18 protein-coding genes and 1 pseudogene are annotated in these 20,831 nt (G+C 28.0%); 15 read left to right on the top strand and 4 right to left on the bottom strand.

The annotated features are described in order from the left end of the window. Nucleotides 1–262: 262 nt before the first annotated feature. The 9 genes from BM384_RS07340 (at nt 263) to BM384_RS07295 (ending at nt 7,063) form a co-directional block, all read left to right on the top strand. The gene (locus tag BM384_RS07340; RefSeq protein ID WP_090012508.1) at nt 263–505 is read left to right on the top strand and encodes a hypothetical protein; all 243 of its coding nucleotides are present in this window, start codon (nt 263–265) and stop codon (nt 503–505) included. Between the two features lie 106 nt (nt 506–611). Next, entirely contained in the window at nt 612–1,118 is a 507-nt protein-coding gene (locus BM384_RS07335; protein ID WP_090012507.1) for a hypothetical protein, read from the top strand. Then, nucleotides 1,105–1,698: an ATP-binding cassette domain-containing protein gene (locus tag BM384_RS07330; protein WP_090012505.1), complete on the top strand. Its 594-nt coding sequence runs from the start codon at nt 1,105–1,107 to the stop codon at nt 1,696–1,698. The genes BM384_RS07335 and BM384_RS07330 overlap by 14 nt, the downstream gene beginning before the upstream one ends. Next, nucleotides 1,682–2,980: a hypothetical protein gene (locus tag BM384_RS07325; protein ID WP_090012504.1), complete on the top strand. Its 1,299-nt coding sequence runs from the start codon at nt 1,682–1,684 to the stop codon at nt 2,978–2,980. The genes BM384_RS07330 and BM384_RS07325 overlap by 17 nt, the downstream gene beginning before the upstream one ends. A gap of 491 nt (nt 2,981–3,471) precedes the next feature. Further along, a complete protein-coding gene (locus BM384_RS07315; RefSeq protein WP_090012500.1) occupies nt 3,472–3,786 on the top strand; it encodes a hypothetical protein in 315 nt (104 codons plus the stop codon). A gap of 10 nt (nt 3,787–3,796) precedes the next feature. Further along, nucleotides 3,797–4,282 (top strand): hypothetical protein, encoded by a 486-nt coding sequence (locus tag BM384_RS07310; protein WP_090012499.1) that lies wholly within the window; start codon nt 3,797–3,799, stop codon nt 4,280–4,282. Nucleotides 4,283–4,296: 14 nt separating this feature from the next. After that, a complete protein-coding gene (locus BM384_RS07305) occupies nt 4,297–5,274 on the top strand; it encodes an efflux RND transporter periplasmic adaptor subunit (RefSeq protein ID WP_090012497.1) in 978 nt (325 codons plus the stop codon). Between the two features lie 2 nt (nt 5,275–5,276). Continuing rightward, entirely contained in the window at nt 5,277–5,930 is a 654-nt protein-coding gene (locus BM384_RS07300; RefSeq protein ID WP_090012495.1) for an ABC transporter ATP-binding protein, read from the top strand. Next, nucleotides 5,927–7,063 (top strand): ABC transporter permease, encoded by a 1,137-nt coding sequence (locus BM384_RS07295; protein ID WP_090012493.1) that lies wholly within the window; start codon nt 5,927–5,929, stop codon nt 7,061–7,063. The genes BM384_RS07300 and BM384_RS07295 overlap by 4 nt, the downstream gene beginning before the upstream one ends. Before the next feature lie 44 nt (nt 7,064–7,107). On the opposite strand, the gene BM384_RS07290 is transcribed toward BM384_RS07295, so the two are convergent. Genes BM384_RS07290 through BM384_RS18185 form a run of 3 tightly spaced genes read right to left on the bottom strand, consistent with a single transcriptional unit; the run spans nt 7,108 to nt 11,814 of the window. Beyond that, nucleotides 7,108–9,501 (bottom strand): rhamnogalacturonan lyase family protein, encoded by a 2,394-nt coding sequence (locus BM384_RS07290; protein WP_207650704.1) that lies wholly within the window; start codon nt 9,499–9,501, stop codon nt 7,108–7,110. Nucleotides 9,502–9,519: 18 nt separating this feature from the next. After that, nucleotides 9,520–11,442 carry an RICIN domain-containing protein gene (locus BM384_RS07285; protein ID WP_242945975.1) on the bottom strand — a complete coding sequence of 641 codons (1,923 nt, stop codon included), beginning with the start codon at nt 11,440–11,442 and terminating at the stop codon, nt 9,520–9,522. 12 nt (nt 11,443–11,454) lie between these two features. Then, nucleotides 11,455–11,814, bottom strand: coding sequence for a hypothetical protein (locus BM384_RS18185; protein WP_242945974.1), 360 nt, complete (start codon nt 11,812–11,814; stop codon nt 11,455–11,457). 515 nt (nt 11,815–12,329) lie between these two features. On the opposite strand from BM384_RS18185, the pseudogene BM384_RS07280 reads away from it, so the two are divergent. Beyond that, a pseudogene (locus BM384_RS07280) lies at nt 12,330–12,540 on the top strand (TfoX/Sxy family DNA transformation protein). Between the two features lie 124 nt (nt 12,541–12,664). Here BM384_RS07280 and BM384_RS07275 read toward each other — a convergent pair. Next, entirely contained in the window at nt 12,665–15,034 is a 2,370-nt protein-coding gene (locus BM384_RS07275) for an RICIN domain-containing protein (protein ID WP_175537309.1), read from the bottom strand. A 202-nt stretch (nt 15,035–15,236) separates the two neighbouring features. On the opposite strand from BM384_RS07275, the gene BM384_RS07270 reads away from it, so the two are divergent. The 5 genes from BM384_RS07270 (at nt 15,237) to BM384_RS07250 (ending at nt 20,672) form a co-directional block, all read left to right on the top strand. After that, nucleotides 15,237–17,096: a TIGR03960 family B12-binding radical SAM protein gene (locus tag BM384_RS07270; protein WP_090012491.1), complete on the top strand. Its 1,860-nt coding sequence runs from the start codon at nt 15,237–15,239 to the stop codon at nt 17,094–17,096. Next, on the top strand, nt 17,080–17,781 hold the full coding sequence (locus BM384_RS07265; RefSeq protein WP_090012489.1) for a TIGR03936 family radical SAM-associated protein: 702 nt from the start codon (nt 17,080–17,082) through the stop codon (nt 17,779–17,781). Before BM384_RS07270 ends, BM384_RS07265 begins: the two co-directional genes overlap by 17 nt. 10 nt (nt 17,782–17,791) lie before the next feature. After that, the gene (locus tag BM384_RS07260) at nt 17,792–19,228 is read left to right on the top strand and encodes an Rne/Rng family ribonuclease (protein WP_090012487.1); all 1,437 of its coding nucleotides are present in this window, start codon (nt 17,792–17,794) and stop codon (nt 19,226–19,228) included. A gap of 145 nt (nt 19,229–19,373) precedes the next feature. Beyond that, the gene (locus BM384_RS07255; RefSeq protein WP_090012485.1) at nt 19,374–19,784 is read left to right on the top strand and encodes a hypothetical protein; all 411 of its coding nucleotides are present in this window, start codon (nt 19,374–19,376) and stop codon (nt 19,782–19,784) included. 81 nt (nt 19,785–19,865) lie between these two features. Beyond that, nucleotides 19,866–20,672, top strand: coding sequence for a DUF523 domain-containing protein (locus BM384_RS07250; protein ID WP_139232063.1), 807 nt, complete (start codon nt 19,866–19,868; stop codon nt 20,670–20,672). Nucleotides 20,673–20,831: the final 159 nt, after the last annotated feature.

Here is a 20,831-nt window from a genome sequence, read left to right as displayed (position 1 = left end):
GGTACGCCGATAGAAGAAATTTTTGAGTCATTAAAAATAGCTTAGGATTCTGTTTGGTTACTTGACTGTAAAATTTTTCAAGTAAAAATGCACTATCATAGTTTATATTTATTTGATTGAAAAAATATCCTAATTAATTAATTTGGTATTACTTGATTTAAAAAAAGAGTTATAAATTTTATGAAGTTTATTTACAAATATGAGAAAAATATGTAAAATAAAAGCGTAATATATTACAATAAAGTAAAAAGGGGAAAGTGAAATGAAAGCAGGATATTTAGTTGGTAAATGGATTGAGAAAAAATTAAAAAGCATGGGGCAAAATGCAATAGTAACATTTTTAGCAAAAAGTGTTGGTAAAACAGTTGCAAAGAAGATAGTTTCTAAAGTTGTTGCTGTTGGAGCAACAGCTGCTGCTGGTTATGTAGCTTCATTATTAGGAGCATCAGGAAGTATAGCAGGACCAATAGGAACAATAATTGGTGGAGCTACAGGATGGTTATAATATTGCTATTATAGTAAAATATTAATTTTAATTTATCAATTAGAGCTTGACCTCTAGGGGGCCAAGCTCTTGTGATAAAAACTTTTAGGAAAAGGATGAATATGTAGTGAAAGAAAAAGAAATTTTATATTTTAGTTTAATATCAGCTTTTTTTCTTATTATTTTAGGATATTGTACTGGAGGATTAATTAGTGGAGGAGTAAATTCTAACCTTACTTTAAGTATTAATTATTCTCAAGATAATCCGGGAATTATGTTCTTTTTTTTAAATAATATAAAGTTTTTTATAAGTATATCATTTTTACCTTTTATTAATTTGTATTTTTATATAATACAATTTATATCAATAGGTATTAATATAAGTGAAATTATAAGTTTACCATTTAAATCTCAATTTTACATATTATATAGGCATTTATTTTTTGAAGTAATAGCAATAATGATTTCAATTATATTAAGTTATAGATATATTATTGATGCAAAAAAATTATTAAATGATATTAAGATTGATTGGAAAAAAGAAGGGAAAATGGTGGCGGGTGCTTATCTATTTATACTAATTTGTACTATAATAGCTGCAGTATTGGAGGGAACAGCAAATGTGGCAAGTTAAAAATCTATTTTTTGGATATGATGATAATTTAATATTAAAAAATGCCAATATAGAAGTTAAAGAAAATAAAGTTGGAATTATCGGAGTTAATGGTGTAGGAAAAACAACTCTGTTAAAGTTACTTGCTGGAGAAATTTTACCTAAAGATGGAACTATTAAAGTAGATAAAAAGTGTTATTATACAAGATACAATTTTTCTAAATATGAAAGGTTTTCCATAAGGGATTTTTTATTGCTTGTAGAAAAACTTGAATCTTTTGATACAAGTAATTCTGAGTACTATATTAATTTATTAGGAATCAAAGAGTATTTAGATTATTCTATTGGAAATTTATCTAAAGGAACTCAGAAAAAAGTAGCATTATTATTAACGTTCTTATCAAAAAGAGAGATGCTTTTAATAGACGAGCCTTTTGAATCTATAGATGAAAAAAGCAATGAAAATATTATTAATGAATTTATAAAAATTGATAAAGAGATTATTATTATTAGTCATGATTTTAATTATTTAGATAAGGCATGTAGTAAAATATATGAAGTTAAAAATAAGGGGATAGAAGCCTATGATAGATTCATTTGATATATTATTTAGCAAGATATTAATTAAAAATTCTAAAATAAATTATAAAAAAGAAGTTTTTCTAGGAATAGGTCTTTCACTACTATTTGCTATATTTTTTTTCATAAGCAGTAAGTATACAAAGCTTTGCATATTGAGTTTTTTTATTTTTATTTCTTTTGCAAGTTTTTTAAAAGAAAATCAGATATTTATGGTTTACGATGATTTCAAATTATTTGATTTAGATATAAATAGTTTTAGATTTTTTAAAAGTTATATAATTCAAAGATTTTTTAAAGATAACTATATAAGTAATTTGATTTTGTTCTTTTGTTCATCTATTTTTCTTATTATTAAAGATGTGCAATCGTTTATTTGGGTAATTATTGTACTTGTTACATACATTATTTTGATGCCCATTAATCATATAATTGGTGTGAGAAGACCTAATATGATTTTTCTCAAGATTATATTAGATTTAGCTATAATTGCGATGCTTATTATAGGTGTTGTTAATAATTTTTTTTATGCAGAAGTTATATTAAATGAGCCTGGAAGTATTAAGTCTTTAGTACAATTCTTTATTTCATCATTAATGACTATAGTAGTTCTTATTTGTATTAGCCGAATTAAGAAAAAAAGTGAATCTAATAATAAAATTACAATTATATATAAAAGTATAAATTGGATAAAAAAATTTGATATGGAAGTGTATAAAGATTATCTTTTAAATTTTCAAAGTATAGTAATATCTATAATATCAATAGTTATTCTATTCTTTTTGATAAGAGATACCAATGATCAATATTCTACTTTAATGACTGTTATATTTATTATAGCACCTGCAGGAGTTTTTAATAAAAAAACTAAAAAAGAGTACGATATTATGAAATTTGATCATATATTTTTAGATAGAAATTTAAGTGATAAAGATATTTTGCATGTTAAGCTTTGTAAATTAAAAACAATATTCACAGAAGTGGTTATAAAGTTACTTTTAACAATAATACTTTTATCTATATGTGGAGAATTGGAATATATTTATGTGCTTTTTGATGTATTTATTATTTCAGTTATATCTTCCATAATGCATTTCATTATAGTTATAAAGAATAATAGACTAACATCTGTTTATGTAAATATTGTAAAATATACACTTGTAATTGTTGGATTATTAAAAATATATGGAAGTATAAGCAAAAGTTTATTTTTAATATACAGCATATTTGTATTTTTACTTACGTTTATTCTAATGATTGATATATTAAAAGAAGAGAGGAAAAATGATGAAAAAAGAGTGTAAAATCTTATTGAGTTTAATTTATATTATTTTGTTAAGTGTAGTGAGTTTTTTTAATGCATCTGAAATAATAAAGGAAATTTTAAATAATAATCAAATATTAATATTTATTTTGGACATACTTATTAATACCTTTATATTTATATTAAATATAGTGATAATGGGTTTTATATATAGAGTTGTATATAAAATTTTAACTAAAAATACACTTGATAGTAGAGAATCAAAGGATACAGCATTAATGTTATTAATGCCATTATTATATACACGTTTACTTATATTTTGTACTGTCTATATATTGGGTTTTAAATCTATATTCTTGTTATTGTTATTTATAAATCCATTCATATATATTTACCAGTTAAAGCAGATAAAAAATATAGAACAGGTAAAGAAAAAAATGATAGTTATTTTACCATTTGTAATGTATGAAATTGTTGATATAATTGGAATATATGGAAATTTGATTTAGATAAGTTAAAGGGGTTGTTTTTATGGATGAAATTTTAGAAAAGTATAAAAAAAATTCTAATAGCTCATATGAACTATTAAGAAAAAAACACATGGGTATAAAAGAAACAATATTAGATATATTTTTTGATCAGCTTCTTACAATAAAAGATTCATTATTAGCATCAGCAGAAGGGTCTTATTATCTATTTATATATGAAGATAAGAGTATTTTACTTGTGAAAAAGAAAGAAAAAATTATTAGAGAAGTAGATGTGACTAATTATATTGACAAAACTCAAACATTTAAGAAGTTTAAATTTGACGGATATATATATAAGAAGTATAGAAAAATTTAGGGTGAAATTTATGAAAAGAAAGATATTGTTATTAAGCATTATAGTTTGTGCAAATACTTTGTTATTTGGATGCTTAGAAAATAAGAAAAAAGTAGAGGATAATAAGGTTATATCTGAAGTATTAGGAATTTCTTCTGATGAATGGGAAGAAAAATTAAAGAGAATTGACTTTACTGAAAAATATCCTGAATACAAATATGTATTAAGTGATGATGATATTTTTAATGGAATTTCAATTGCTAATTATGATATTAATATACCACAAAAGGCAGATAAGTTACAGGAAGTTGTAGAATATGGAAATTTATATGGCACAGATAAAGACAGTGATAAATATATTCAAATTTCTTTAATAGAAAAAGAAAAAAATTATAGTATTGATATTAATTATGAAACTGGTGAAAGAATTAATGAAAATGGAAACTTTTTTATTGATAGAGATAAAGAAGAATATATAAATGAAAAAGTCAACATGATAAGAGAAGTAATTAATTAAAAGAGAGTATTATTATGAAGAAAATATTAACGTTTATTGTGTCAATACTATTCATTTTTAGTATATGTTCTTGTAGTAAAAGTGATAAGAAAAAGGAATATGAGACTTATGAAGTAAAAAGTAATTATATTTCATTTTCAGGATATATAGATTCTAAAAGTTATAAAAGTTATATGATTTCTGATAGTATTATTTTATCTGTAAATAATGGTGACATAGTTACTAAGGGGCAGGAGCTTTATAAGATAAATAATGATAATAATGCAGAAACAATTAAAAATAATAATAAAATAAGTAATATGGAGCAGGATATTGCATCTTGTGATGATAAGATAAAAAAGTTAACTAATAATAGTAATGAAATTGCTAAAAAAATAGAATCTTGTGAGGATTTAGCATTAATTGAAGAATATAAGATTAAAAAATCAGATTTAGATAATTCTATTGAAGAGATGAAGAAGTTAAAATTAGATTTTGAAAGAGGATTAAGAGATTTAAAAGTAGATATTCAATATGAAACTAAAAATGAAACGGCTGATTTTGATGGTCAAGTTATTATAAATGATGGAATGTTAGAATTATATTCACTAAGTTATGAAGTTGTATATAATGCTACTCAACAACAGGTAAGTTCATTTGAAAAGGAAAAGCAGTATAAAATTGAAATGAATGATGAAGAAATTGGGGCAGCAACATTAAAGTATATTATTCCAAATGATGATTTAAGTAATAAAGGTGTAAGCTCTTACTATAAAGTAGTTTTTGATATTAATACAGATAAATCTTTATTAAGAAATAATATGGTTAACATTATAGATAATAGTAATGAAATATTAGTTCCTGAAGATTATGTGCAAGAGAGAGATGGAGAATTATTTGTTAAAAAAAATGGAGAAGAAATTAGAGTTGATTTAGAGAAAGAAAAATCTTCTTATAGAGTCATTAAAGGAATAGATAATGGAGATACGCTTGAAAGCTATATGGAGAAATAATTATGATAAAATTAGAAAATGTAAGTAAAAGATATAAGGGTAGAAATTTTCAATTAACAGCTTTAAAAGATATAAATATTAGTATTAATAAATCTGAATTTGTAGCGATAGTTGGGAAAAGTGGATCTGGTAAATCTACTCTAATAAAAATTATAGGACTTTTAGATAGTGATTTTCAAGGAAGGTATAATTTTGATGGTGAAGTTGTCAATGGATGTAATGATGGTAAGCTGACATTAATGAGAAGAGATATAGGCTTTATATTTCAAGATTTTCAACTAATATCTAGATATAATGTATATAAAAATGTAGAACTTTCTTATGTAATAAAATATAAAAAAATTAATAAAAAAAAGATATTAGAAATAATAGATAAGGTTGGGCTAATAGATAAGATTAACTCTTATCCTGAAGAATTGAGTGGAGGACAAAAGCAGCGAGTAGCTATAGCAAGAGCTTTAGTAACTAATCCTAAACTTATAATTGCAGATGAACCAACTGGAGCATTAGATGAAACTACAACTCAAGAAATCTTAAATATAATTATGGATATAAATAAACAAGGAACAACTGTTATTTTTGTTACTCACGATAATGATATTGCTAAAAAGGCTGATAGAATTTTGCAACTTAAGAATGGAGAGATAATAGTATGATTGTATATTATTTGAAAAATATATTTAAATCACTTAGCTTTAATTCTTTTAGGACATTTTTAACTGGACTTGGTATATTAATAGGTATTTCTTCTTTAGTTATTATTTTTACAATATCAGATAGCTTTTCTTATGGAATGAATACTAAAGTTAATGGAAATTCAATAAGTATAGGGTTAGTAAATAGTGTTACAGTTAGTGATAATACTAACTCTATTTTAGAAATGCCTAAAGTTAAACAAGCTCTTCAAAATATATCTAAAGATATGCAGTCTGTAAAAAGTTTTACTAAAGATGATGGACAAGAACTTTTAAAGTATATATATAATAGCCAAGAAGAAAATAGTGTGGAATATGAATTTGATAATGATGTAATAATTAATGAAGGTGAAGATTTCAAAAGTAGAGTGGGAAATGTTGTAATAGTAAGAAATAGTGACGAATTTGATAATAAGATAAAGATAGGAAAATTTATTACTGTTAATGGAATAAATTACGAAGTAATAGGATATACAAGTCAAGATTTTTCAGGAGGAATGCCTATATTATATTTTCCAGAAGATAAAGAGACAGTTATAAAACCTAGTAGCTATGAAGAGAGTTCTACATTTGAACTTGTTTGTAATGAAAATTATAACAATAAGGAAGTAGCAAAAGAAGTAGTAGATAGATTAAATAAGGTTGTTCCAGAAGGGTATAAGTTTGTAAACATATCAGAAGAAATTAATAAATCTGTTGAGGAAGCAGTTAATTCAATTTCTATTTTTATTATAATAATAGCGGGTATATCTATTATAGTAGCAGGAATAAACGTTGCTAATATTATGTATATTTCAATTCTAGAAAGAACAAATGAAGTGGCTATTTATAGAGCATTAGGTATGAAGAAGAGAGAGGTTCAATTATTATTTTTGTTAGAGTCCATGTTGATAGTATTTATATTCTCTATAATTGGATATATTATTGGAGTTTTTATATCATATATTATAGTGACTATTTTAAGAATTAATTTGGTATTTAAAGTTGAAAATATAATTAAAATTGTTCTATTAAGTATGATTATTGGAATAATAGCAGGGGTTAGGCCTGCTAAGAAAGCTTCTAATATTAATACTGCTGTAATATTAAAATAATATTAAGAAGGTAAAAAAAGGGGAGGACACCCCCTTTTTTAAAATTAATTAATCTTTTCAAATACCCAAATTTGATTAGTTCCTCCACCATAAGTCCATTGACAAACGTTAGTACCATCTTCTTTTGAGAAGTTATAGTCATCTAAAACCTTTGTTAGATTACTAGATTTAGTAGCAATAACATAAGCGCCATTTACAGAAGAAGTTTTTAACATGAATTTTTGAGCGTCCTTTGAATTAGTATTATATATTTCAATATTAGTACCATCTTCATTTTTGGCTGCTGTTACATCAAGCATAAATTCACCTAAACCACTCTTTAAAGTTATATAGCCATTTCCACAGTTAGTAAGGTACCATCTTTGGCCTAACACACCTGTTCCAGTACCAATTTCAACATTTTGTCCAGACTTACCCTTATTGCTTGTTACTTGTAAGTATTTTTGTGCATTAAGATTTTTGATATAATACCATCCATCACTTAAAGTAACAGTACTTCCTGGAATAGTACTATTTTGAGTATTTCCAGTATTAGAAGAACTATTTATTTTCTTTTCAGCATAATTTCCAACAGTATAAACATTAGGTTTAGTTGGAGTTTTCATATCTTCACCTATATAATAGCTTGGATGAGGTGGTTGATTATATCCAACATTTTGCCATGCAATAGCTTCTCTATATTGAACATCACTCATTAAAGTATATAGTCTGTGGTTTGTTTCATAAGGAGTCATGTAAATTCTAAGTGCAGAGTCATCAGAAGTAGGCCAAATAACTTCTTCTCTAAAGTCACCTAAAATATCACCTGAAAGACTTGGAGTAGCCTTTGTAGTATTGTTTGAATGAACATTACTTCCAGTTAATAATCTATCTATAGATTTAGTATTAGAATTCCACTTATCTATATGAGTACCATCTAATAATTCTTGATATAAATCTCCATCCCAGTAAGAAGTAAAGTTTTTACTTAATGAAGCAGCTTTAGTTGTAACAGCATTTCCTTTAGAATCATAGCAACCATCAGTAGTAAGTAATATATATGGATAATAATCAGGACCTATGTTAGCAATTAAACCTCTACCAACGTCAGTACCTGTCTTTTTACCAAATAATCTATTACCAGTTTTTGCGTCTCTAAGTTCTATACCTGCAGCAGAGCCTTTTTCTTCATGAACCATAAATGTTTCAAGACCAGAGTGGTTTGGATCAAAGTCACCAGTATGAAGAGCATCTCCATGACCTAATTTAGTAGAATAAAGACCTTTTCCTGTGTGGTCAATAGCTGCTGAACCATAAACGATTTCATCATATCCATCATTATCTATATCAGAAATGTTAAGGCTATGAGCACCTTGAGCAGCATAAGCTGAGTTGCCGGAAGTATTACTATCAAATGTCCATTGTTTATTTAATGAACCATTTTGATACTTATAAGCGCTTATTACTGATCTTGTATAGTAACCTCTACACATAATAAGACTTGGAGTTTTGCCATCTAAATAAGCTACGCCAGCTAAGAATCTATCAACTCTGTTTCCATAAGAGTCTCCCCATGACTTAACAGTTCCTCTTGTTGGAGTGAATTCTTGATTATTAAGTATTTTACCAGTGCTTCCTTCAAATAAAGTAAGGTATTCAGGACCTGATAAAATATATCCACTTGAGTTTCTATAATCTTTACTCTTATCTCCAATAACGCTTCCATCACCTGCTACAGTTCCATCTGCTGTTTTCATAGCAACTTCAGCTTTTCCATCTCCATTTAAATCATAAGCAATAAATTGAGTATAGTGGGCACCAGCTCTAATATTCTTTCCAAGGTCAATTCTCCATAATCTCTTACCATTCATTTTGTAAGCATCAATATAAACATTAGAAGTATAACCTTTTTGAGAATTATCCTTAGAGTTTGATGGATCCCATTTTACTATAAATTCATATTCACCATCACCATCTAAATCAGCAACAGTTGCATCATTAGCTGAATAAGTAACAGTTACTCCATCTAAACTAGTATTAGCAGGTTTTTGTATTGGAACATCTATATAATTATTAGATAAGGCTATAACAGTATCACTTTGAGTTTGCTCAACACCGTTTATTACTGTTGTTACATAATACTTAGATGAAGCAGAGCCACTTTTATCTAAAAAGTTAGTTGAATTAGTTATAGGTCCAGCAATTTTTTTGCCATCTCTATAAACATTAAAACCAATGTTGTAGTCTTCAGTACCAAGAAGTCTCCAAGATACTAAAACTCCATTAGAAGTTTTGACTGCAGTTAATCCTCTGTTTAAAGATTCTATTTGTCTAGCAGTAACTGCTTGTACTTTTTCACCTGCAAGTATATTATTACTAGATGATACTAAAGGTTGAAGTACTAAAGCAGAAGTAATAACTAAAGAAGCAGATATAAATGCTTTTATTCTTTTATTCATAATATTATCCCCCTAAAATTAATTAATTAAGTAGTTTATAGTTTTATTTGCATTTCCATTACCTTGAGTTCCAAATTCTATGCTTTGTCCTGGTGCTATTGATGAATTCCAGCCTACAGGAGTAATAACATAGTAATCACCACTTTCAGATAAATTAATATTCCATCCAGTAGTTATAGAAACATCACTCTTCTTAACCTTTAAAGTCCATGTTGAGATAGTAGAAGAGGAGTTATTTGTAATTTTGAAATTTACTTGATTAGTAGATCCCCAGTTGTTAATTGTATAATCAACTTTTAAGTTATTAGTAACTTTAGTTGATGGCTTAGTAGCAGAATTAGTGTTTACTTTTGTTAATATCCACTTTTGATTGTCAGCTCCAGTAAAGGTATTTTGCTGTACATTAGCACCACTTGAAGTACTTGAAGCTGCAACTTCTACGCAGCTTGATAAAGATGAAGCTTTAGTAAGAAATGAATAAGTACCATCTGAATTTTTAATAATTCTATATAGTTGTGCATTAGATGTATTTTTTGTATATAATTCAACATTTGTATTATCAGTAGCTTTACCACCTGTTACATAAAGAGTATAAGTATTTCCATCACCTAATTCAGAATAAATATAGTAATAGTCATTACCAGCAGAAACTAATTTCCAAGTATTATATGAAGCAGGGGTTGTAGCACCCCATTGCTGTATATTAGTTCCGTTAGCTGCTGTACCTCCTGTAACCTCCATAAATAAGTTACTTTTCTTATTTTTTATTGTGTAAACTGCATTATTAGTAATATCATTTGCAGGTGTTACATCTTGTTTTTCAGTGCTGCTACTTGAAGTACTATTTTTTTGGGGTGAAATAATAACAGTTCCTTTAGGGAAGGCATCAACAGTTAAATCATTTAAATAATATTCAATGTTTGTATAGCCTTGTCCACAATAGTCGTCATTAGCATCAGAAGCATTATTAGGGTTAAGGTTTCTTTCAATTTCCCAAAAGTCAGGCATACCATCATTATCAGAGTCTTTAGGAGCACCAGTTGTAATAGCTTCTGGATAATTAAATTCAACTCCACATTTAATACCATATTTATCAATGGTATCTTTTTGAGAAGAATTAGCTTCACTATAAGCTCTTGCACCAACAAGCTGTCCAGTTCCAGTTTTAGCTTCATTCATAACTTGTTTATCTATAGCAGTTCTTAAGTCAGAGCTTATACCAGCGCCAGAGTACTTTAATACATTGTTATAAGCAGATTCAGCGCTTTCAGCTTTTAGTGCTACAGATAAATCATCACCATTATCCATAATTTGAAATGGAGTATTTGACTTCACATTAGATTCATTTCTTCCGTTAGATGAGGAGTAGGTTATACCAGACCAGTTGTTTGTTGAAAAGTCTTTATAGTCATTATCCTTATTATCAACAAACTTATTATCTGCAAGATACATTTTAAAGTTGTCTGGGTTTGTGGTGCTATCAACACTTACATAATTATATCCACCCTTAGTGTTAGGACCCATTTTTAAATAGTTTCCAACATAATTTAAATGGCCAATTGTACCATAAGCAGTTTGATAATCCCAGTTATAAATTACATTATTAACAAAGTCAGCTGTGTAAGTTCCTTCAACCTTACCTCTAAAATTTCTGGAAACGTTATCAACAATCATATTATTATGCCATGAACAATTACCCTTACCAAGCATAACAGCAAAGCCATGTATACCTTTACTATGATATGAAAAAGAATTAGATGGCCCTACAACTGACCATTGAGTAGTGTAATTAAGGTTGTTAGAATATAATCCCCATTGCTCATCATTTGCCCATCCAAAGGAACAGTGATCAACAATAGAATTAGAGCCATTAGCTCCACCTAAGGCATCATATTCAGCAGATTTCCCTCGCTCTCCTGGTCTTGAACTTATAAATCTCATGATGATATTACTTCAACCAAGGCCTGCTTTGAAATTTTTTAAAGTTATACCAGCACCACCAGGGGCTGTTTGACCAGCTATAGTGATATTAGAACTTATAACAACATCACTTTTTAATTCTATAGTTCCCCCAACTTTAAAGAGAACTATTCTATTAGGTTTACTAACTGCATCACGGAAAGAACCAGTACCACTATCATTTAGATTTGTTACATAATAGATAGAACCACCTCTTCCTCCTGTAGCATATTTTCCACCTCCTTCAGCGCCAGGAAAAGCAGAAACTTTTGTTGCAGCAGAAGCATTTTTGATAGGACTAATAAAAGATATAGCTAAAGCTGCTGCAAGAATTGAGATTAATCTTTTTTTCATTATTATTACCTCCTTATTTATATTTACAAATAATTGACAAAAAACTTTATAAAAAAATATAATTATTTGTATTTTATTAAAAAAGATTAAAGTAATTTGTATACAAGTCTAATAATAGAATAACTTGAAGAAATGCTCAGGTCAATATAACGTTATGATTAAAATAAGTTATTTTAAGCTTTATAGACGGACTTTAGGTAATGGAAAAACTTTGTATATTTTATACAGAAACATATAAAGAATATAATATTGAGATAGTTGGTGATTACTCAAAGATATCAAATCAATCTGAAGTGTCAAGTTATATACAGATTAAATAATATGTACTTAATGGAATTATAAAAGAAAGGGAAAAGCTTTATTCTGAATCAGCTCCTATTATAGAGGAATTAACTAAATGAAGAGGTAATAAATTCGAGAAATAAGTTGTTAGAATTGACATTGATAATGATTTTTTGAAGTATTATTATATGGTATAATTCAACTGGAAATATTTAAGTGAAGAAGGGTGTAAATTGAGAGAATTATCTAAATTACCTAACATAGGAAAGGTAGTGGAAAGACAATTAAATGAAATTGGAATTGATTCAAAAGGTAGGGGCAGAAAATGCCTGGTTAAGAATACAAGAAATTTATGAAACAGCCTGCATTCATAGGCTTTTAGCTTTAGAAGGTGCAATTCAAGGTATGAAGAAAACATTGTTATCAGAAGAAAGAAAAAAGTAATTAAAAGAATTCTATAATGCACATAAGAAATAATTAAATTGAAATGAAATTAGATTTTTTAATTTTGTATAAAATATCTTTGCAGAGTATGAAAACTAAGCAAAGATATTTTTTAGAATATAGATTATAAAGTATAATTAAGTTTATTAACAGTACCAGAATATTGTATTCCAAATTCTATAGAACCTTTTGATGGTATATTTGAATTCCAGCTAACTGGTGTAATAACATAGTAGTCACCAGATTCTTTAATATTTACATTCCAGCCTGTTGATATTTTTATTTCACTCTTCTTTAATTTTAAAGTCCAATTATTCACATTAGAATTTGAATTATTAGAAATCTTAATAGTGGCTTGTCCTGCTGATCCCCAGCTATTTAATGAATAAGTAAGGTTTAAAGTATTGTTAGATACTGATGGAGAGCTTGGGGTAGCTGTTGTATTATTTGATGAGACTTTTTCAAGTACCCAAAGTTGTCCTTCACCACTCCAATATTTCCATTCATCAATATTAGCTCCAGCATCTGTGCTCATTTCATAAACATCTAAGCATGATTTTGAATTAGAAACTTTAGTTAAAAATGCAAATTGACCTTTAGCAGTTTTATGAACTTCAAACTTTTGCATATCTCCGCCTGAATAGGTCCATTGATTAATATTAGTACCATCTGCAGCAGAAGCATTATAAACATCTACAGCACTCTTATAGTTAGATGCACCAGTTAAGATTGAATAATAGCCATTACCATCAGAAACTAACTTGAACTTTTGAGCATCAGAACTATTTAAAGGCCATTGTCTAATATTAGCACCATCTTCAGAAGAGCCATTTTCAACATCTAAATATAAACCAGTTAAAACGTTCTTAATATAGTAAACCCCATCAAGTCCTTGTACAGAATTACCGCCAGTCTGCTGAGTGTATGGTATATCAGCATTATTAGAAACTTTAGAACCCCAGATAGATTCATTATTAGAACCTATTAAAGAGAAAGTCATAGTTTGCTTATGTGATGCTGATTCATCTGATTGTTTAAAGAATACACCTTTATAAGTAACTCCATTAATAACCATAGTGCAGCAATAGGTTCCTGATTTTTCTATCCAAGTTCCTTTGTAATCTCCAGTAATAGTTCCATTAGCATTTAATTTTACTTTAGATGTTTTAAGCATACCAATATTAGCAGTTGTTGCATCTAATCCATGATTTATAAAGTCGTAAGTACCTACAATATCATTAGTAGAATATCCATTAGGTGATATTTTATCTCCTAAATTTTCATAAACAGCAGTAACAGGCCACTTGTCTTCATTTAAGAATTGCTGATGAACTCTTACTTGATGAAATTCATTACCTGTATTAAATCTTGTATGATAGATTAAATATCTTTGTCCATCATCATCAACTAAAGCAGAATTATGACCTCCAGATTTATAACCATTTTTATTTAATTCACCATTTTGGACAGAATTAAATGAAGATAGAGTATAGTTACCAAAGAGTTTTACCCCTTTACTTCCTTTATTAACATTAGCACTTGTACAGATAGCAGAATTTCCAGCAGCATCAGTGTAAGGTCCAGTTATATTTTTTGATCTAAATAAACGAATATGATATCCACTAAAGTTATCAGTTGCATCAAGTCCACAGTAAGATTCGTAAAGGTAATAGTATCCAGAATCCTTATCCCATACAATATAAGAACCTTCTCCACAAGTACCATATCCACCAGAAATCTTAATTCCAAGATACTCGTCAGATACATTAGTTTTAGTTTCATATTTGTATGAATAATCTCTAAGTCCAGTATTAGCATCAAGTTTTAACATAAATAAACCACCAAACCATGAGCCATAAGACATCCAAAGGTTTCCGTCTTTATCATATAATACACATGGGTCTATGGCATTAGGACCATAAGATGGATTCCATCTTCCATTAGATAAATATCTTGAATTAACACTATTAGTACCAGTTACTTTTGCATAGTCAGTTTCTTTTGCCTGAGTAGAATTAGTAAAACCAGAGTAAACGATTTCTCCTGAGTAAGTATAGGGACCAGTTATTTTATCAGAAGTAGCTAGTGCTATTGATGAGTAGTAATTATCTCCATTTACACTCATATACATGCACCATTTTTTCATCTTTTTATTGTATATAACATCTGGTGCCCAAAGATTGCTTCTTAAATCATAAGAGCTACTTCCATGAGAAGCCCACTTGCTTCCTTTAGCAAATATTTTTTCATAATCATTATTAACATTAGTAGTGAAAGAACTCCAAGATGCTAAGTTGTTAGAAACTGCATTAGATATATGAGTACCAAAAAGATAATATTTACCATTATCCTTTACAATTGATGGATCATGAACTGATATTCTAGATGTAGCTAGAGCAGCACTTGCATGATAAGTAGGAAGTAGTAAGCTTTGAGATAAAGTAAGCAGAAAAACTAAAAAAAATATTCCCACTCTCTTTAAATAATTAATCATTTTTTTTCCCTCCTTGAAATTAGTATACAACCATATTATAGAATTTGAATTTTATAGATTCAATTTACATTATGAAATTATTTTAACATTTTAGGAAGAAAAAGAAATGATGTTACATTTTTTATATGATTTTATTAATCCTAAAGATATGATAAAATATAATGATGTGAAAAAATAAAAAGGTAACGTTTGGAGGATTTTAATGAATAAAATAACAGATGATATCCTATGTAAGGTTGAGAAGCCATCAAGATACATTGGGGGAGAATTAAATCAGGTAATAAAGAACCCTAAAGAAGTAGATATTAGATTTGCATTTTGTTTCCCTGATGTTTATGAAGTAGGTATGTCTCACTTAGGAATGAGAATTTTATACCACACTATTAATGAAAGAAAAGATACATACTGTGAAAGAGTTTTTGCTCCATGGCCAGATATGGAAGCTAAGATGAGAGAAAATAATATACCATTATATGCTCTTGAAACTAAAGACTCTATAACAGATTTTGATATATTAGGATTTACACTTCAATATGAAATGAGTTATTCAAACATTTTAAATATGCTTGAAATGTCAGGAATTCCAATAAGATCAGAAGATAGAAGTGAAGATGATCCAATAATTATGGCAGGAGGTTCATGTGCTTATAATCCAGAACCTTTACATGCAATTTTTGATTTCTTTGAACTTGGTGAGGGAGAAGAAATGATGAATGATGTTCTTGATGTTTATGCTAAGCATAAAAAATCAGGAAACTTCAATAAGAAAGACTTTTTAAGAGAAATATCTCATATTAGAGGTATATATGTTCCTTCTTTATATGATGTTACCTATAATGAAGATGGAACAATTAAAGAATTTAAACCTAAATATGAAGATGTTCCAGCTGTAGTTCAAAAAAGAATTGTTCAAGATTTTGATAAGGTAGATTTTCCAGAAGATATTTTAGTACCTTATACAGATATAGTTTTTGATAGAGCAACATTAGAATTATTTAGAGGATGTACTAATGGATGTAGATTCTGCCAGGCAGGTATGATTTACAGACCAGTTAGAGAAAAATCAAGAGAAACATTAAAGGAACAAGCAAGAAGACTTATTCAAAATTCAGGATATCAAGAAATTTCACTTTCTTCTTTAAGTACTTGTGATTATTCAGATATTGAAGGTTTAGTAAAGGACCTTATGGAAGAACATGAAGAAAATAAAGTTGCTTTAGCTCTTCCTTCAATAAGAGTTGATGCTTTCTCAGTAGATTTAATTAAAGAAATTCAAAAGGTTAAAAAGACAGGTTTAACTTTTGCTCCAGAAGCAGGTTCTCAAAGAATGAGAGATGTTATAAATAAGGGATTAACTGAAGAAAAAATCCTTGAAGCTGCAAAAAGTGCCTTTGAATCAGGATGGAATACTATAAAGCTTTATTTTATGGTTGGTCTTCCATATGAAAGATTAGAAGACTGCTCTGCTATAGGGGAACTTGCACATAAGATTCAAGATCAATACTTCTCAGTACCAAAAGGGGTAAGAAGTAAGGGATTAAAGATAACAGTAAGTACTTCAATACTTATTCCAAAACCATTTACACCATTCCAATGGGCACCAATGGCTAGAATAGAAGAAGTAGATGAAAAGATTCAAGCTGTAAAAGACTCTATTCATTCAAGAAGTATATGGTATCAATATCATCATCAACAAACTTCATACATGGAAGCACTTTTTGCTAGAGGAGATAGAAGAATGTGTGATGTTTTAATTAGAGCTCATGAATTAGGAGTTAAATTTGATGGATGGTCAGAATACTTTAACTTTGAGGCATGGCAAGAAGCTTTAAAAGATTGCAATGTTGATGGAGATTTCTATGCCTATAGAGAAAGAAACTATGATGAAGTTTTACCATGGGATTTCATAGATATTGGAGTAAATAGAAAGTATCTAGAAATTGAAAATGAAAAAGCTAAGACTGGTGCGTTAACACAAAATTGTAGAAAAGGCTGTACTGGATGCGGTATTAATGTAAACTTTAAAGATGGGAAGTGTTTTGCTGGTGCGATATCTAATTAAATATACAAAGGAAAGTGGAATTAAATTTATAGCTCACTTAGATTTAATGAGAACAATACAAAAAATAATAAGAAGATCAGGACTTCCTGCAACATATAATAGAGGTTTTAATCCACATTTAAATTTATCTATAGCTCAGCCTTTATCTGTTGGAGTATACTCATGTGGTGAATACATGGATTTACCTCTTGGAGAAGAAGTAGATGAACAAGAAATATTAGATAGATTAAATGCTAAAAGTGCAGAGGGAATCAAGTTTTTAACATGTACTAAAATAGTAAATGTAGAAGGTGAAAAGAAACTTCCTCAAGCTATGGCTTTAATAGATGCTTGTAGTTATAGAATAAAGATAAAGTATAATAATACTGATAACTTAAGTTCAGAATTAGAAAAAATGCTTAAAGATTCTGAATGGAGAACTATTAAAAAGAGTAAAAAAGGTGAAAGAGAAGTTGATATAAAGTCTCTAGTTTATAAGTTTGAGTATGAGATAAAAGATAATGTATTAATTATTGAAACATTAATTCAATCAGGAAGTAGAGAACATTTATCAGCAGATCTTTTAGTAGAGTACATAAAATCTAAAACTACAGGAGTAAATGAAGATGCTTTTGTAGATATACAAAGAGAAGAAATGTACTATTTAGATGGTGAAAAGTATGAACCTCTATGCAATATCAGGTAGGTGAATTTAAGTGAAGGAGATTTTAATAGAAAGAAGAGAAGCTACATTAAGGGTTGCCATAAAAGTTAAAGGAAAGCTTATGGAATCTATAGTAGATGAAGAAACAAGTGAACCTAGAATTGGAGAGCTTTATAAAGGAAGAGTAAAAAATATAATTCCAGGTACAAATTCTATTTTTGTGGACTTAGGTCTTGATAAGGAAGGTTACCTTTACTATAGTAATGAGCTAAAGAAGTCTGGAATAAAAAAAGGACAGGAAATTTTAGTTGAGGTAATAAAGGAACCTTTAAATGAAAAGGGAGCTAAATTAAGCACTAAATACGGAATAGCTTCAAAGTACATGGTTCTTGAAAAAGGAAGAGGAATAGACTTTTCTGTAAGATTCAAAGATGAAGTTAAAAAAGAACTTATAGCAGCAGAACTTCCAGAAGTAGAAGATGCTAAACTTATAGTTAGAACAGAAGCTGGTAGTGTTAGTATTGAAGAACTTATTCATGAAAGAAACCTTCTTGTTAAAGAGTATGAAGAAATAAAAAGAAGAATGAAGTATTCAACAAAACTTGGTAAGCTATATGGCGAAAACTTAGTTATTTCAAAGGTTTTACGTGATAAAGTTGGTCTTGATGGAGCTAGAATTATAGTTAATGATGAAAAGGACTATGAATTCATTAAAAACTATATCAAAGACGATGAAAATGTTAAGTTACAGCTTTTTGACAAAGGAAAATGTCTGTTTGATTTCTACGATATTGAAAGAGAATTATTAAAACTTAGACACCGCAAAGTTGTCCTTCCATGTGGTGGTTCTATAGTTATTGATAAAACAGAAGCAATGCATGTTATTGATGTTAATTCAGGTAAAAATATTAAGGAAAGAAGTTTTGAAAAAACTATTCTTGAAACTAATATTGAAGCTGCAAGAGAAATAGGAAGACAAATTCTTTTAAGAAATTTAAGTGGAATCATAGTAATTGACTTTATTGATTTAAGAGATAAAGCAGATAGAGCTCTTGTTATGAGAGAGCTTAAGGAAGCCTTAAAAGAAGATGGAGGAAACTTAAGAGTTTATCCGTTTACTGAACTTAATCTTGTACAAATTTCAAGAAAAAGAATAGGAAAGAGTATGTATGAGTATATGGAGGAAGAATGTCCTTTATGTAATGGTACAGGACATCTTTTAAAATTATCTTATCTTGAAGGATTAATAGGTAATGAAATTGCTAGATATAGTAGTGAAAATGGAATTAATGATTTCTTTATTGAAATAGAAGAAAGCTATAAGGATAAGATAAAAGGTGATTTAGTTTCTTTCTTAAGAAATATAGATGGACTTGATAAGGAAATTTATATAAATTACGTAACAGGTATTGAAGGTTATAGAATTGAACCTTTAATATTCCAAAATCAAAAGAAAAATATAGAACAATATCTTATTAATTTAGATTAATTAAATACACTAATGAAAAATATCATGAGATTCATGACTATAAGTTATGAAAATCTCGTGATATTTTTTTTGAAATATTTTTAATAAAGAAAAAATAAATATATGTATTATAGAAATTTCATTTAAACATAAGAAGGGGGCAATTATGAAAAAGAAAAGAAAGAAAAAGAAAACAAAATTAAAGGTAGTATTAACTATAGCTTTATTACTAATAATTATCTGTGTATTTTACGTATATAAACTTACATCAAGCTATACTCATAGTGAGGATAGAGAGCTTTTTACTGGTAATAATGTATTTTCATTTGACTGTCCTGAAGATTATAAATATATACATTTAAAATTAAAGTGCAAAGAAAATAGTCCAATTAAATATAGTGTTATAAATCCAGCAGGTCAGGTTGTAAAAACTGATCAATTAGTTAAAGATAGTGATTTTTCTTGTGATAGTAAAAAAGGAATGTGGAAGGTTTCTTTTGAAGTAAATAAGGATGTGAAAATTAGATATAACCTATGGGAAGGTAATATGAAATTTTTAGATCCTATACAAAAGTAAAGTTTCAAGTATTTTAGAGTATAGTTTAAGAGAGGTTAGACAAAATATGTTTAAGACATATTCCTAGAAGGAGTGATCTAAGTGTCAAATAAAAAACGTTATTTTGTTATTACCTCTCATTGTTTATTGAATCCCTCAGTAAGGGTTCATATATTAGGTAAGAGATTTCAATTATGTAATATGATTATGGATCATTTTTTAGAAAGAAGTATTAGTGTTATTCAGCTTCCATGTCCTGAGTTTACTGCCATGGGTTATATGAGAAATCCTCAGGGAAGGCAGCAGTATGACAATGTATTTTTTAGAAAACACTGCAGAAGAGAATTAGAGAATTATGTTGATATGATATCTGAACTTAAGAATAATAGAAATACTCCTTTAGCATATATTGGAGTTCAGGGAAGTCCAACCTGTAGTATATATTGGGGAAAACATAAATTAAATAAATATAAAACTGAATCCATGAATGAAGATTTAGAGGCTATAGATAATAAAGAGACAAGTTATGGAGTAATGACAGAAGTTTTGGATGAAATGTTAAAGGAAAAGGGAATAGATATTCCTTTCTTAGAAGCTCTAGTAAAAGAAAATTTAGAGTCAGAGAGAAGTAAAAAAATTTTTCGAGGATTTAGAAAATCTAACAAAAAAGTAGAGGCTGATATTTTTTGGCATCATAAGATGATTACAGCTAGTATTGATATGGATATTAGTGGAGTAGGAGCAGTTACAGAACAAAGTTGTGAAACTCTAAACTCCTTTATGCTGATTAATAATTTTAAAAATAATATATCTTTACAGAGTAAAACAACAAAATTAGAGTTGAAACAGAATGTATTAAAGTTAGGCTGTATTATGGATAAAAGTGATAAAATATGTCAATCATCTTAACAAAGATTTTTTAGGAGATGATATATTTGAATTCGTATAGTTACAATGAAGTATTAGAAATGATAAAACCTATGAATAATTCCTCAAAAAGAAAATTAATTGTTGATATAAGCACGCTAATTGAATTATCCTCAATTAAAAAAGATTCAAAATTAATTT

This window comes from Clostridium sp. DSM 8431 (genome assembly GCF_900116755.1).
GTDB lineage: Bacteria > Bacillota > Clostridia > Clostridiales > Clostridiaceae > Clostridium.
Note: the sequence above shows the minus strand (reverse complement) of the source record. Positions and strands in the feature narration are given on the sequence as shown.